Source organism: Tepidamorphus gemmatus, assembly GCF_004346195.1.
GTDB lineage: Bacteria > Pseudomonadota > Alphaproteobacteria > Rhizobiales > Tepidamorphaceae > Tepidamorphus > Tepidamorphus gemmatus.
Genome location: NZ_SMAK01000003.1, coordinates 225776 through 237874, shown reverse-complemented (window position 1 = coordinate 237874; position 12099 = coordinate 225776). Strand labels below are relative to the sequence as shown.

At 68.3% G+C, this 12099-nt stretch carries 16 protein-coding genes; 5 read left to right on the top strand and 11 right to left on the bottom strand.

From position 1 onward, the window contains the following. Positions 1-11: 11 nt before the first annotated feature. The 7 genes from coaA to hisB form a co-directional block, all read right to left on the bottom strand. Positions 12-1001: a type I pantothenate kinase gene (coaA, locus tag EDC22_RS06530; protein WP_132805811.1), complete on the bottom strand. Its 990-nt coding sequence runs from the start codon at positions 999-1001 to the stop codon at positions 12-14. Then, entirely contained in the window at positions 998-1324 is a 327-nt protein-coding gene (locus EDC22_RS06525; protein ID WP_132805810.1) for a phosphoribosyl-ATP diphosphatase, read from the bottom strand. The genes coaA and EDC22_RS06525 overlap by 4 nt, the downstream gene beginning before the upstream one ends. A gap of 44 nt (positions 1325-1368) precedes the next feature. Continuing rightward, on the bottom strand, positions 1369-2142 hold the full coding sequence (gene hisF / locus EDC22_RS06520) for an imidazole glycerol phosphate synthase subunit HisF (RefSeq protein WP_132805809.1): 774 nt from the start codon (positions 2140-2142) through the stop codon (positions 1369-1371). 107 nt (positions 2143-2249) lie between these two features. Further along, entirely contained in the window at positions 2250-2984 is a 735-nt protein-coding gene (gene hisA / locus EDC22_RS06515) for a 1-(5-phosphoribosyl)-5-[(5-phosphoribosylamino)methylideneamino]imidazole-4-carboxamide isomerase (protein ID WP_132805808.1), read from the bottom strand. Between the two features lie 10 nt (positions 2985-2994). Next, positions 2995-3645 carry an imidazole glycerol phosphate synthase subunit HisH gene (hisH, locus tag EDC22_RS06510; RefSeq protein WP_132805807.1) on the bottom strand — a complete coding sequence of 217 codons (651 nt, stop codon included), beginning with the start codon at positions 3643-3645 and terminating at the stop codon, positions 2995-2997. A gap of 13 nt (positions 3646-3658) precedes the next feature. After that, positions 3659-4147 carry a DUF2628 domain-containing protein gene (locus EDC22_RS06505; protein WP_132805806.1) on the bottom strand — a complete coding sequence of 163 codons (489 nt, stop codon included), beginning with the start codon at positions 4145-4147 and terminating at the stop codon, positions 3659-3661. Between the two features lie 9 nt (positions 4148-4156). Further along, positions 4157-4783 carry an imidazoleglycerol-phosphate dehydratase HisB gene (gene hisB, locus EDC22_RS06500; protein WP_245499662.1) on the bottom strand — a complete coding sequence of 209 codons (627 nt, stop codon included), beginning with the start codon at positions 4781-4783 and terminating at the stop codon, positions 4157-4159. 225 nt (positions 4784-5008) lie between these two features. Here hisB and hslV point away from each other — a divergent pair, with 225 nt between their 5' ends. From hslV to hslU, 3 genes are all read left to right on the top strand, one after another. Continuing rightward, a complete protein-coding gene (hslV, locus tag EDC22_RS06495) occupies positions 5009-5578 on the top strand; it encodes an ATP-dependent protease subunit HslV (protein ID WP_132805805.1) in 570 nt (189 codons plus the stop codon). Between the two features lie 176 nt (positions 5579-5754). Continuing rightward, positions 5755-6312, top strand: coding sequence for a GNAT family N-acetyltransferase (locus tag EDC22_RS06490; protein ID WP_132805804.1), 558 nt, complete (start codon positions 5755-5757; stop codon positions 6310-6312). After that, positions 6309-7616: an ATP-dependent protease ATPase subunit HslU gene (hslU, locus tag EDC22_RS06485; RefSeq protein WP_132805803.1), complete on the top strand. Its 1308-nt coding sequence runs from the start codon at positions 6309-6311 to the stop codon at positions 7614-7616. The genes EDC22_RS06490 and hslU overlap by 4 nt, the downstream gene beginning before the upstream one ends. A 145-nt stretch (positions 7617-7761) precedes the next feature. Here hslU and EDC22_RS06480 read toward each other — a convergent pair whose 3' ends face one another. From EDC22_RS06480 to EDC22_RS06465, 4 genes are all read right to left on the bottom strand, one after another. Continuing rightward, positions 7762-8127 (bottom strand): helix-turn-helix domain-containing protein, encoded by a 366-nt coding sequence (locus EDC22_RS06480; RefSeq protein ID WP_132805802.1) that lies wholly within the window; start codon positions 8125-8127, stop codon positions 7762-7764. Further along, entirely contained in the window at positions 8124-8753 is a 630-nt protein-coding gene (locus tag EDC22_RS06475) for a Smr/MutS family protein (RefSeq protein WP_132805801.1), read from the bottom strand. The genes EDC22_RS06480 and EDC22_RS06475 overlap by 4 nt, the downstream gene beginning before the upstream one ends. Positions 8754-8781: 28 nt before the next feature. After that, a complete protein-coding gene (gene mltA, locus EDC22_RS06470) occupies positions 8782-9936 on the bottom strand; it encodes a murein transglycosylase A (RefSeq protein WP_245499661.1) in 1155 nt (384 codons plus the stop codon). A 67-nt stretch (positions 9937-10003) separates the two neighbouring features. Beyond that, positions 10004-10705: a Tim44/TimA family putative adaptor protein gene (locus EDC22_RS06465; protein WP_132805800.1), complete on the bottom strand. Its 702-nt coding sequence runs from the start codon at positions 10703-10705 to the stop codon at positions 10004-10006. A gap of 139 nt (positions 10706-10844) precedes the next feature. On the opposite strand from EDC22_RS06465, the gene EDC22_RS06460 reads away from it, so the two are divergent. Both EDC22_RS06460 and secB read left to right on the top strand, forming a co-directional pair. Beyond that, a complete protein-coding gene (locus tag EDC22_RS06460; RefSeq protein ID WP_207903718.1) occupies positions 10845-11387 on the top strand; it encodes an FxsA family protein in 543 nt (180 codons plus the stop codon). A 108-nt stretch (positions 11388-11495) separates the two neighbouring features. Then, positions 11496-11987, top strand: coding sequence for a protein-export chaperone SecB (gene secB / locus EDC22_RS06455; RefSeq protein ID WP_132805799.1), 492 nt, complete (start codon positions 11496-11498; stop codon positions 11985-11987). Positions 11988-12099: the final 112 nt, after the last annotated feature.

Here is a 12099-nt window from a genome sequence, read left to right as displayed (position 1 = left end):
CGGCGGCGTCGCTACAGCCGCCTGAGCCAGACCTCGTCAATGCGGTGCAGGTCGCCCTTGGTGAGGATCAGGTCGGCGCGCTGGCGGGTGGGAAGGATGTTCTCCTCGAGATTCACCAGGTTGATCCGCCGCCAGATCGACAGCGCCGTCTCGACCGCCTCCTCGTCGCTGAGCGTCGAGTAGCGGTGGAAGTACGAACCGGGATCGCGGAAGGCGGTGCGCCGCAGCGTCATGAAGCGATCGACGTACCAGGTCTCCAGGTCGTCGGTCTCGGCATCGACGTAGATCGAGAAATCGAAGAAGTCCGAGACGAACGGCACCGCCTTGCCGTCGCGCGGCGGACGGCCGGTCTGCAGGACGTTGAGGCCCTCGACGATCAGGATGTCGGGCCGGTCGACGATGACCTGCTGGTCGGGCGGCAGCACATCGTAGATGAAATGCGAGTAGAGCGGCGCGGCGACGTTGCGCTCGCCGGACTTGATGCGCGACAGGAAGTTGAGCAGTGCCGGAATGTCGTAGCTTTCGGGAAAGCCCTTGCGCTCCATCAGGTTCTCGCGCTGCAGCACGGCGTTGGGATAGAGGAAGCCATCGGTCGTCACCACATCGACCTTCGGCGTGTTCGGCCAGCGGGTCAGAAGGGCCTGCAGCACGCGGGCCGTCGTCGACTTGCCGACCGCGACGGAGCCGGCCACCCCGATGATGTAAGGCACCTTGCCGTCCTTGGCGCCGAGGAAGTAGCGCGTCGCCTTGAACAGATCCTGGGTGGCGTGGACATAGAGACTGAGCAGGCGCGACAGCGGCAGGTAGATCTCGATGACCTCCTCGATCGAGAGCCGCTCGTTGAGGCCGCGCAGGCGCAGCACTTCGGCCTCGGTCAGCGTCATCGGCGTGTCGGCGCGCAGCTCCGCCCATTCGGCGCGAGTGAAGACGCGATAGGGCGAGGGTACCACCGGCTTGTCCGGCGTCGCCCGGCTGTGAACGATCTGGGGACGTGTCGTCATGTGTGGCGGTTCGCCTTTTCGGTCAGCCCCGACATGCCTTCGCGCCGGCCCAGCTCGGCATAGACCTCCTCGAGCGTGACACCGGATGCGGCGAGCAGGACCACCAGATGATACAACAGATCCGCCGCTTCGCCGCGTACCGCGTCGCGATCGCCGGCGACTGCGGCGATGGCGAGTTCGACGCCCTCCTCGCCGAGCTTCTTGGCACACTGCGCGACGCCGCGTTCGAACAGCCGGGCTGTGTAGGACGCGGCCGGATCGCCGCCGCGTCGCGACACGACGACGGCATTGAGCTCCTCGATCGTCAGACTCTGTCGGGACATGGCTCACTGGTCGGTTGGGGAATCAATGGCGGCCGCCATCCCGGTCAGTCGAGTCGCACGGGAATTCCGGCGGTGGCCATGTGGTGCTTGGCCTCGCGGATCGTATGCTCTCCAAAATGAAAGATCGAGGCCGCAAGCACAGCGTTGGCCCCGCCGTCGCGGATGCCCTCGATCAGGTGGTCGAGGCTGCCGACGCCACCGGAGGCGATCACCGGCACGGGCACCCGGTCGGTGACCGCGCGGATCAGCGCGATGTCGTAGCCGGATCTCGTGCCGTCGCGATCCATCGAGGTCAGCAGGATCTCGCCGGCTCCCAGCGCTGCAACCTCCTCGGCAAAGTCGAGCGCGTCGAGGCCGGTGGCATTGCGACCGCCATGGGTGAAGATCTCCCATCGGCCCGGTTCGCCGTCCCCCGACACCCGCTTGGCGTCGATGGCGACGACGATGCACTGATTGCCATACTTTTCCGCCGCCTGCCGGACAAAGGCGCGGTTGCGAACGGCGGCAGTGTTGATCGACACCTTGTCGGCGCCCGCCTTCAGAAGGATCCGGATATCCTCGACGCTGCGCACGCCGCCACCGACGGTCAGCGGCATGAAGCAGTGCTCGGCCGTCCGGCGGACGACATCGAGCAGGATGCCGCGATCCTCGTGGCTGGCAGTGATGTCGAGGAAGCACAATTCGTCCGCACCCGCCGCATCATAGGCGCGCGCGGCCTCCACCGGATCGCCGGCATCACGCAGATCGACGAACCTGACGCCCTTGACGACGCGGCCATCCTTGACGTCGAGGCAGGGAATGACGCGGGATTTCAGCATTGCTTTCCTTCGGTTGCGCCGACCGGCCGACAGGCGACCGACGGGCCGGCAGCATTTCGTTCAGTGGCAACGACATGCTCCGCCAGGCGCCGCGCACCCCGCCCCCGCTATGCCGCCCGCGCTGCGATCATCGCCAGCGCCTCACGCGCATCGAGCCGGCCGTCATAGAGCGCGCGTCCGCAGATCGCACCTTCCAGAATAGCACAATCCGGTTGGGTCAGCCGCTCGATGTCGGCGATGGAGGCAAGTCCGCCGGAGGCGATGACCGGGATCGACACCGAACGGGCAAGCGCCAGCGTCGCCTCGATGTTGAGGCCCGTCAGGAGACCGTCACGGTCGATGTCGGTGTAGACGATCGCCGCGACGCCGGCGTCCTCGAAGCGGCGGGCAAGATCGACCGCCGTCATCTCTGACGTCTCGGCCCAGCCCTCGACCGCGACCCGGCCGTCGCGCGCGTCGATGCCGACAACGATTCGGCCAGGAAACGATTTGCAGGCGGAACGGACGAGATCCGGATCGCGGACAGCCACGGTCCCGAGGATCACTCGGCGAATGCCCTTGCCGAGCCAGCCTTCGATCGCGGCCATGTCGCGAATCCCGCCGCCCAGTTGAATCGGCAGCGAAACGGCCTTGAGGATCGCCTCCACGACCGGTCCGTTGACGCTGCGGCCCGCGAAGGCGCCATTCAGATCGACGACGTGGAGCCAGCGGAAACCGGCCGCCTCGAAGGCTTTCGCCTGATCGGCGGGGGACAGGCTGAACACGGTCGCCGCGTCCATGTCGCCCTTCACGAGGCGCACGCAGGCACCGTCCTTCAGGTCGATGGCGGGGAAGAGGATCATGGCAGCATCCTCACGGCGCCCATTCGAGAAAGTTGCCGATCAGCGCCAGGCCGAGCTTCTGGCTCTTCTCGGGATGGAACTGGGTGCCGGCGACGTTGCCGCGCGCCACCATCGCGGTGACGGGGCCGCCATAATCGGCCGTCGCCACGACATCGCCGGGATCGGCGGCGGCCAGGTGGTAGGAGTGCACGAAATAGGCGTGCAGGCCGTCGCTGCCGGTGCGGATTCCCTCCAGAAGCGGATGCGGGCCGCGCAATTCGAGCGTGTTCCAGCCCATGTGCGGAATCTTCAGCCCCGGATCGGACGGGGTAAGCCGCACCACGTCGCCGGCGATCCAGCCGAAGCCCGAGGACGTCTCGTATTCGAGGCCGCGCTCGGCCATCAGCTGCATGCCGACGCAGATGCCGAGGAACGGGCGGCCCTTCGCCTCGACCGCTTCGACGAGGGCTTCGGCGAGGCCCTCGACCCGGGCGAGCCCGCGCCGGCAGTCGGCGAAGGCGCCGACACCCGGCAGCACGATGCGATCGCAGCGGCGGACGATCTCGGGATCGTCGGTCACCCGGATTTCCAGGCTGAGGTCGCGCTCGCGCGCTGCTCGCTCGAAGGCCTTCTCGGCCGAGCGCAGATTGCCGGATCCGTAGTCGATGATGGCGACGCGCATGGACCTTCGGTCTTCAGTTGGCGTGTGGAAAGACGCCGATCACCGGCTCGCCGACACCAACCGTCCGGACGGCCAGGCCGGCGTTTACCGACGGCACGCGCGCCGGCCCCGCAGCCGGCCGGGCATGCTCCTGGCGCCGGAAGAACGATTGCTCGGCCTCGACGAGATCGCGTCCCGCAGCGATGCCGACCATCCGCCAGCCCTTCTGCTCGAGGCTCCAGCGGCGCAATTCGTTGGCTTCGAGCGCAAACCACAGGGTGAACAGCACGGAGAAGATGCCGACCGCGACCTCCGTGCCCGGAATGAGTTCGGCGATCAGCGTGGTGGCAACAGCCACCGCCAGCCAGCCGAACAGCACCCACCACATCCGGTGCCACAGCAGCCAGAGGAAGGGGAAGAACAGCGCCGCCCAGGAGAAGCCCTCCCGGACGAAGGCATGACGGTCGAAGCGGGCAGAGCCCTCTGTCGGCGCCGGCGGCTCGTGTACGGTGAAAACCTTCATCCCTGCAGCCTAGCCCCTCAGCGAGCCCTTGGTCGAGGGCACGCGCCCCGCTTCGCGCGGATCGACCGCCACGGCCTGGCGCAGCGCGCGGGCAAGGCCCTTGAACAGGCTCTCGGCGATATGGTGCGAGTTCTCGCCATACAGGCATTCGGCATGCAGCGTGATGCCGGCGTTCTGGGCGAAGGCCTGGAACCATTCGCGCATCAGCTCGGTATCCATCTCGCCGATCTTCTGGGTCGGGAACGCGACCTTCCAGACGAGGAACGGCCGTCCCGAGACGTCGATCGCAACCCGGCTCAGCGTCTCGTCCATCGGCAGATGGACGCTGCCGTAGCGCACGATGCCGGCCCGCGCGCCCAGCGCCTCGGCGAGGGCCTGGCCGAGCACGATGCCGACATCCTCGGTCGTGTGGTGCATATCGACGTGGAGATCGCCCGTGGCCTTCACCTCGATGTCGATCAGCGCATGGCGGGCGAGCAGGTCCAGCATGTGATCGAGGAAGCCGATCCCGGTCGAGACATCGGCGCGACCCTGGCCATCGACGACGAGCCTCACCCGCACCTCGGTCTCGGCGGTCTTGCGCGACAGCTCGGCGGCGCGGGGCTTGTCGTTGGCTGGCATGGTGGCTGGGCTCATCGTTCGGGCTGCTCGTTGCCGACAGGTGGCGGCCCGACATGTGGCAGGCCGACAGGTGGCGGGTTGTATCAGGCGCGCGCCCGCGATGCCAGCCGATCGCGATGCCGGACGATGCGCGGCTGCGGGTCCGGGCCGCCGCGCCCGGGCGTTGAATCGGCGCCGCAAAGACATACATGAGCGATCGGCCGGCCCCGCCGCAGGGGCCTCCCGGCCCGAGGAGTGTTCATGGATTCCAGCCAGACGGACGGACGGCGGCACGGCGAGTGGCACGCGACCACCATCCTGTCGGTCCGCAAGGGCGGTAAGGTGGTGATCGCCGGCGACGGGCAGGTGTCGGTCGGCGACACGGTGATGAAGCACACCGCCCGGAAGGTGCGCCGCATCGGCGGCGGCGAGGTGATCGCCGGCTTCGCCGGCGCGACCGCGGATGCCTTCACCCTGTTCGAGCGGCTCGAGAAGAAGCTCGAGCAGTATCCATCCAACCTGATGCGCGCCGCCGTCGAACTCGCCAAGGACTGGCGCACCGACCGCTATCTCAGGCACCTGCAGGCGATGATGATCGTCGCCGACAGGGATGTGAGTCTGGTGGTCACCGGCAACGGTGACGTGCTCGAACCGGAGAACGGGCTCGCCGCGATCGGATCGGGCGGAAACTACGCGCTGGCCGCCGCGCGGGCGCTCGCCGACAGCGATCTCGATGCGGAGGCGATCGCCCGCAAGGCAATGGCGATCGCCGCCGAGATCTGCATCTACACCAACGACAAGATCGTTGTCGAAACGCTCGATGCCGCATAGGGCCAACTTGCCGACGTGGAGGCGCTCCGGGTATGCCCCCGTCATCCAGGCCCGCAACGTCGCGCATGTCCGCGATCGGTTCGCCGCAATCGCCGATGCCCCGCGGCCCGCGGTCGTGGCTCGCCCGCCCCGACGGCCGCGCATCCGACATGGCGTGCGGGACGTGATGGAGCGTCATGCGATCAGACGGCCAGGTGTCGACCCAGCCTGACGAAATGGCCTTCGTCCCGCTGGGGCCGGAGCATTACGACCTGATGCGCAGCTGGCTCGCGGCCCCGCACATGCGCGACTGGTGGGGCGATCCCGACGAGGAATTCGGCTACATCCGCGATATGGTAGAAGGCCGCGACAGCACCCGCCCGTTCATCATCGCGCTGGACGGACGGCCGGTCGGTTTGATCGAGTGCTGGTTCATCGGCCACCACCAGAACGAGACCTGGATCGTCGATCATGCCTGGCTTGCCGAGCTGCCTGCCGACGCGGTCGGCGTCGATCTGTCGATCGGCGAGGCGGAGCTGTTGTCGCAGGGGATCGGCTCGATGGCGCTCGCAGCCTTCGTGCGCGGGCTGCACGCACAGGGCTACCGCACCATCATCATCGACCCGGACCCCGCCAATACGCGGGCGGTGCGCGCCTGCTACAAGGCCGGATTCCGGCCGGTCCCGTCCCTTCAGGGCCGGACCGGCGCGACGCTGATCATGCAGTTCGACCCCAACGCCAACGAGGCGCCATGACCGATTTCTCACCCCGCGAGATCGTTTCCGAACTCGACCGCTACATCGTCGGCCAGCGCGACGCCAAGCGCGCGGTGGCCATCGCGCTGCGCAACCGCTGGCGGCGGCAGCAGCTCGACGAGTCGCTGCGCGAGGAGGTGCTGCCGAAGAACATCCTGATGATCGGGCCGACCGGTGTCGGCAAGACCGAGATCTCGCGCCGGCTGGCGAAGCTCGCCGACGCGCCGTTCATCAAGGTCGAGGCGACCAAGTTCACCGAAGTCGGTTATGTCGGCCGTGATGTCGAGCAGATCATCCGCGATCTGCTCGAATCGGCCATCGCCCTGGTGCGTGCCCGCCGCCGCAAGGAGGTGGAGGCCAAGGCGCATCTGGCCGCCGAGGAGCGGGTGCTCAACGCGCTGGTCGGTCCCGGTGCCGGTCCGCAGACGCGCGAGGCCTTCCGCCGCAAGCTGCGGGCAGGCGAGCTCGACGACAAGGAGATCGAGATCGAACTGCGCCAGACCAGCCTGTCGATGCCGCAGTTCGAGGTGCCGGGAATGCCCGGCGCCTCGGTCGGCATGATCAATCTCGGCGACATACTGGGCAAGGCGTTCGGCGGGCAGACCAGGACACGCCGGGTCACCGTGCGGGAGTCCTACGATCTGCTGATCGCCGAGGAATCCGACAAGCTGCTCGACGACGAGAAGGTCGTGCAGGAGGCGATCCGGCTCACCGAGAACCACGGCATCGTGTTTCTCGACGAGATCGACAAGATCACCGCCCGCTCCGAGCGAATCGGCGCCGATGTCAGCCGCGAGGGTGTCCAGCGCGACCTGCTGCCGCTGATCGAGGGCACCACCGTCTCGACCAAGCACGGGCCGGTGAAGACCGACCACATCCTGTTCATCGCCTCCGGCGCCTTCCATGTCGCAAAGCCGTCCGACCTCTTGCCGGAGCTGCAGGGCCGCCTGCCGATCCGGGTCGAGCTCAGGGCACTGACCGAGGAGGATTTCCGCCGCATCCTTACCGAGACCGAGGCCAATCTGATCAAGCAGTACGTGGCGCTGATGGGCACCGAAGGCGTCACCCTGCAGTTCACCGACGACGCGATCGCCGAGATCGCCAGGATCGCGGTGGAGGTGAACGCGGCGGTCGAGAACATCGGCGCGCGGCGCCTGCAGACGGTGATGGAGCGGGTGCTGGACGAGATATCCTATGAGGCGACCGACCGCAGCGGGCAGACCGTGGTGGTCGACCGCGCCTATGTGCAGGCGCATATCGGCGATCTGGCAAGGAACGCGGATCTGAGCCGGTATGTGCTGTAGCGCGCGGCGATCATCGGGTCGCCCGCGTCATGGCTGTCGAAATGCGCAAGGCGCGGGGATCGGCAAGGAAAGGGACGCGGACACGTTCCGACCCCGGCCCGGGCCGCGCCCGGGCGGGATGCAGCGAACCCCTTCCCTTCGGCCTTCACCGTCCCTCGATCTCGCGTTTCACCCGCCTCAACAGATCGGCAGCCTGTTGGCGGGTGAGCCTCGAGATGTCGCGGGCGAGGACGTTTGCGAGTTCCGTCGCCTCTGGCGACAGGCCGGCGGTATCGACGACGACACGCGGATGCGACAGCTCGGCGAGGCGCGTCAGTTCCTCCGCCTCGTCCCAGATGACGTTGAAATAGACGATCACTCGCTGAACGAAGGCAAAGGGCGGCCTGCCGCGCCGGCCGTGCTCGAGGGCAGACAGATAGGCCGGCGAGACGCCAAGGTCGGCGGCCATGCGCGCCAGGCTCACCCCGCGCGCCTGGCGCAGCGCCCGCAGCCTGGCGCCGAACGGGGTCATGTCCCGCGCTCCCGCTCCGGCCGGCGCAGCTGCACATAGATCGCGCCATCGCCGCCGCGATGCCGGTGCGCGCGCTCATAGGCGACGATAAGCGGGCGGAAGGCCGGCGTCGCGAGCCAGTCCGGGACGGCGCGGCGCAGCACGCCGCGGCTGCCGGGTGCCCACCAGTCGGCGAACGGCGCCGGCTCGCCCTTGCCGGTGACGACCAGTACCAGCCGGTGGCCGCTGGCCCGCGCGTTCCTGAGGAAGGCGAGGAGGCGGGCGTGCGCCTCCTGCTGGGTCAGCCCGTGCAGGTCGATGATCGCATCGACCGGGCGGGTGCCTCGGCCGATGCGGCGGGCGAGCTTGCGGTCCAGTGCCGGCAGGCCCGGCTCGCGCTCGGGCGGACGCACCGCCGTTGCCGGCTTCGGGGCAGGCGGCCCGGCGGCGAGCATCCGCGGCGGCGCCGCGTCGTCCTGACCGCCGGCGTATCCCGAAGCAGGAGGAGACGAGGAGGAGTCATCCGGCCTGGGCACGGCGGGCGTCTTGCGTCCCGGACGGCGCAGCGGCGCCACGCCTTCGGTGACCCGCTGCCACAGCGCGCGATCTTCGGGGCTCAGATCGTGTCGGCGGCGCTTGTCCCCCATGGCACGGCACTCGCTCGCCCTGGACCGGTCAGTCGCCAGGTCTGCCGCCGCGTGGCAGCAGCACGTAGACATCCGCCGGCGCCTTGATGCCGCCGGCAACCGATCCGGCCTCCGCCCCGGTGCCCCAGAACAGGTCGAGACGCGCAGGACCCCTGATTGCCGAACCGGTATCCTGGGCGATCATCAGCCGCCGAAACGGCTCGAGCGAGCGTTCCGGGCCGGTCTGGATCGCGGCATCGACGAAGACCGGCGTGCCGTAGCGATGAAAGGCCGTGTCGACGGCGACCGAACGCCCTGCGGTCAGGGGAACGCCCTCGCCGCCGATCGGTCCGAGCTCCAGGTCGAGGCCAGCGATCTCGCGGAAGAAGATGTAGGACCGGTTCACCTGCATCAGCGACCGCGCCCGCGCGAGATCTTCGCGGAAAAAGGCGCGCAGCCCGTCCATGGATAGGCCCTGCGGCGGCACGAGACCGTTGTCCTGCATGTAGCGTCCGACCGAGGTATAGGGCCAGCCGTTCTTGCCGGCGAAGCCGATGCGCATGGTCGAGCCGTCCGGCAGGGCGATCCGTGTCGAGCCCTGGATGTGGATGAAGAACGCCTCGACGGCGTCCTCGACATAGGCGAGCGGTTCGACCACGCCGTCGAGCGCCCCCGCATCGATCTCTGCACGCGTCGGAAACGGCTCGAGGCCGGCCTCCGTCCTGCGACCCCAGCTCAGCGATTCGTCCCAGCCCTCCGGCCGGTTGGCGTCGTTGACCGGCACCAGATCGTCGGGCAGCCGGTAGAGGGGTTCGCGAAAGCGTGCGGTCGGCACGCGCGAACCCGGCACGACCGGTTCGTAGTAGGCGGTCACCAGTCCCGCGCCGTCGGACGGCTCGACCCGATGGGGCAGGAACTCGGCCTCGAAGAAGGTGCGCGCCGCCGCGTCGTCGACGGCCGTGCCGGCCGCGAGCGCCCTGAGGCAGACCGCGTCGAACGATTCGGGACGGGTCTGCCGCGCCTGCCCGCACGACCTCAGGAAGGCCGTGAAGGCCGGACCAAAGCGGTCGTCCGCAAAGCCGGGGATATCGCGAAAAGCAACCGGAATGAGCCGGTGCCCGGCGGCCACGATCGGATGGGCCGACATCGGATCGGCTGCCCTCCACCACCACGCCACCAGGCCCGCAATACCGGCCGCCGCCATGACCGCCGCCGCGATGAGCGGCGCCTGCCGACGGCGCGACGGCGGCGCCAGGCCGCTCGCGGCGCGGCTATTCGGCCGACTCTGTGGCAACAAGCTTCCAGTTGGGATCCCGCGACCCGACGTCGCGGGCGAATGTCCAGATGTCGGTAACCTCCGCAACGGCATTCGGGTCGCCTTGAATGACGGTGCCGTCCTTGTCCCGGGTCGCGGTGATCAGCTGCGAGACGAAGCGCACCGTAATCTGGGCGGTACGGCCGCGCAGCGCCGCTTCGGTGATCTCGGCCTTGTCGATGGCGACGAAGTTCGAGGTGACCGTCTCGCCGCGCGATTCGCGATCGGCGATCGCAGCGACAAAGCCGTCATAGACCTCGCGGCTCAACAGGTTCTTCAGCGTCTTGCGATCGCCCTCGGCAAAGGCCGTGACGATCATCTCGTAAGCAAGCTTGGCACCTTCGATGAACCGCTTCGGATCGAAGCTGCGGTCGGCCGCGCGCAGGGCAGCGAGGGCCTTGCCGAGATCGGAATCTGCCTTGGCGATCTCGGAGAAGTCGGGCTCCGGTTCGGAAGCCGGCGGCGCGTCGGCGGAATCGCGCTGCGGCAGCGCGATCACCTTGTCGGAGGCGGCACCGTTCGGTTTCGACGGCGAATACGGGTCGAATGGCGGCCGTTCGCTGCCGGTGCGACGGCCCAGCACGCTGCGCAGCCGCAGGAAGATGACCACGGCGAGCACCAGGAAGAGGATCGTGTAGAAATCGAAAAAGCCGTTCATCGCGACCCGTCTATCGGGAATCGGTGCCCGCGCCAAGGATGAATACGCCCGACGCCTCTGTCCACTATGTAAGTTAGAGTGTCCGGCAATCCAGTACGATCGCTGCGACGCAGCCATCCGGATGCGCCAGGAGAGACAGATGTCCGCCATGCCGCTTGTGCTGCTCAGCCTGTTCATTGCGTTGCCGCTCTGCGAGATCGCCCTGTTCATCCTGGTGGGCGGCCAGATCGGCGTGCTGGCGACGATCGCCATCGTCGTGCTCACCGCGATCGCGGGCGCCACACTTGTCCGTCGACAGGGACTCGCGACGCTGCAGCGGGCGCGCGCCGACTTCGACGCCGGGCGCATACCCGCCGGCCCGATGGCGGAGGGGCTGGCGATCCTGTTCGCCGGCGTATTGCTGCTGACGCCTGGCTTCCTCACCGATGCAATCGGCTTCGCGCTGCTGATCCCCGCGCTGAGAGCGCGCCTCGTCACCGCAGTCGGTGGGTGGCTGGTACGGCATGCCATCGTCATCGGCCCGGACGGCATGATGCAGCGGGCTGCCGACCGCCGGAGCGGCGCACGCTACGGACCTGACATCATCGAGCTCGACGCCTGCGAGATCGACGACACGGACCGGACCGGCGCGGGCAACGGCCAGCCGCGGGCGCCCTCGCCCTGGCGCGAACGGAAGGGCTGACGCCCGGGCGGATCGCGATCCGGCGCACGAACTTGCCGGGGACGGGGCGACGTGCTAGCCAGCCTCCCCGAAACGGGCCGAGACCCTTCCCAGACCGAGGACCACTGCATGGCGAACGAAAACGGCAACGGCAACGCGGCGGCGGCACAGGCGCAGGCTGCGCAGGCCGGTCCGAGCCTCGATGTCCTCGCACAGTACATCAAGGACCTGTCCTTCGAGAACCCGAAGGCGCCCGGGTCGATGACCGACCAGCGGCCGAAGCAGCCCAGCATCAACTTCAACGTCCAGGTCAATGCCCAGCCGGTCGGCGATCTCGGCGTCGAGGTCGAGCTGAAGCTCGAGGCGCGCGCGGTCGAGGCAGATGCGGTAATCTTCAACCTGGAACTCGTCTATGCCGGCGTGTTCCGTATCCGCAACGTGCCACAGGAACAGCTGCATCCGTTCATCCTGATCGAATGCCCGCGCCTTCTCTTCCCGTTCGCGCGGCAGATCGTCGCCGAGACGATCTCCTCGGGCGGTTTCCCGCCGGTCATGCTCGGCATGATCGACTTCGCCCACCTCTACCGCCAGCGCGCCGCCCAGCAGGCCGCCAACGCCTGAGGCCGGCACCGCGGCGGCATCCCGATCGCGGGCCGCGCCGTGTCCGGCCGGGGTGACAGCGACAGGGTAGGGAACCTTCCGTTCGCGCCAATGCGGGTCGCGGCGCCGTCGC

Excerpts from the sequence above, each read along its gene's own strand:
- hisH (WP_132805807.1), bottom strand. The coding sequence starts at position 3,645 with ATGCGCGTCGCCATCATCGACTACGGATCCGGCAATCTGCGCTCGGCC.
- EDC22_RS06465 (WP_132805800.1), bottom strand. The coding sequence starts at position 10,705 with ATGAACGGCTTTTTCGATTTCTACACGATCCTCTTCCTGGTGCTCGCC.
- mltA (WP_245499661.1), bottom strand. The coding sequence starts at position 9,936 with ATGGCGGCGGCCGGTATTGCGGGCCTGGTGGCGTGGTGGTGGAGGGCA.
- EDC22_RS06525 (WP_132805810.1), bottom strand. The coding sequence starts at position 1,324 with ATGTCCCGACAGAGTCTGACGATCGAGGAGCTCAATGCCGTCGTCGTG.
- EDC22_RS06460 (WP_207903718.1), top strand. The coding sequence starts at position 10,845 with ATGTCCGCCATGCCGCTTGTGCTGCTCAGCCTGTTCATTGCGTTGCCG.
- EDC22_RS06480 (WP_132805802.1), bottom strand. The coding sequence starts at position 8,127 with ATGACCCCGTTCGGCGCCAGGCTGCGGGCGCTGCGCCAGGCGCGCGGG.
- hisF (WP_132805809.1), bottom strand. The coding sequence starts at position 2,142 with ATGCTGAAATCCCGCGTCATTCCCTGCCTCGACGTCAAGGATGGCCGC.
- EDC22_RS06475 (WP_132805801.1), bottom strand. The coding sequence starts at position 8,753 with ATGGGGGACAAGCGCCGCCGACACGATCTGAGCCCCGAAGATCGCGCG.
- secB (WP_132805799.1), top strand. The coding sequence starts at position 11,496 with ATGGCGAACGAAAACGGCAACGGCAACGCGGCGGCGGCACAGGCGCAG.
- coaA (WP_132805811.1), bottom strand. The coding sequence starts at position 1,001 with ATGACGACACGTCCCCAGATCGTTCACAGCCGGGCGACGCCGGACAAG.
- hisB (WP_245499662.1), bottom strand. The coding sequence starts at position 4,783 with ATGAGCCCAGCCACCATGCCAGCCAACGACAAGCCCCGCGCCGCCGAG.
- hslV (WP_132805805.1), top strand. The coding sequence starts at position 5,009 with ATGGATTCCAGCCAGACGGACGGACGGCGGCACGGCGAGTGGCACGCG.
- EDC22_RS06505 (WP_132805806.1), bottom strand. The coding sequence starts at position 4,147 with ATGAAGGTTTTCACCGTACACGAGCCGCCGGCGCCGACAGAGGGCTCT.
- hisA (WP_132805808.1), bottom strand. The coding sequence starts at position 2,984 with ATGATCCTCTTCCCCGCCATCGACCTGAAGGACGGTGCCTGCGTGCGC.
- hslU (WP_132805803.1), top strand. The coding sequence starts at position 6,309 with ATGACCGATTTCTCACCCCGCGAGATCGTTTCCGAACTCGACCGCTAC.
- EDC22_RS06490 (WP_132805804.1), top strand. The coding sequence starts at position 5,755 with ATGCGATCAGACGGCCAGGTGTCGACCCAGCCTGACGAAATGGCCTTC.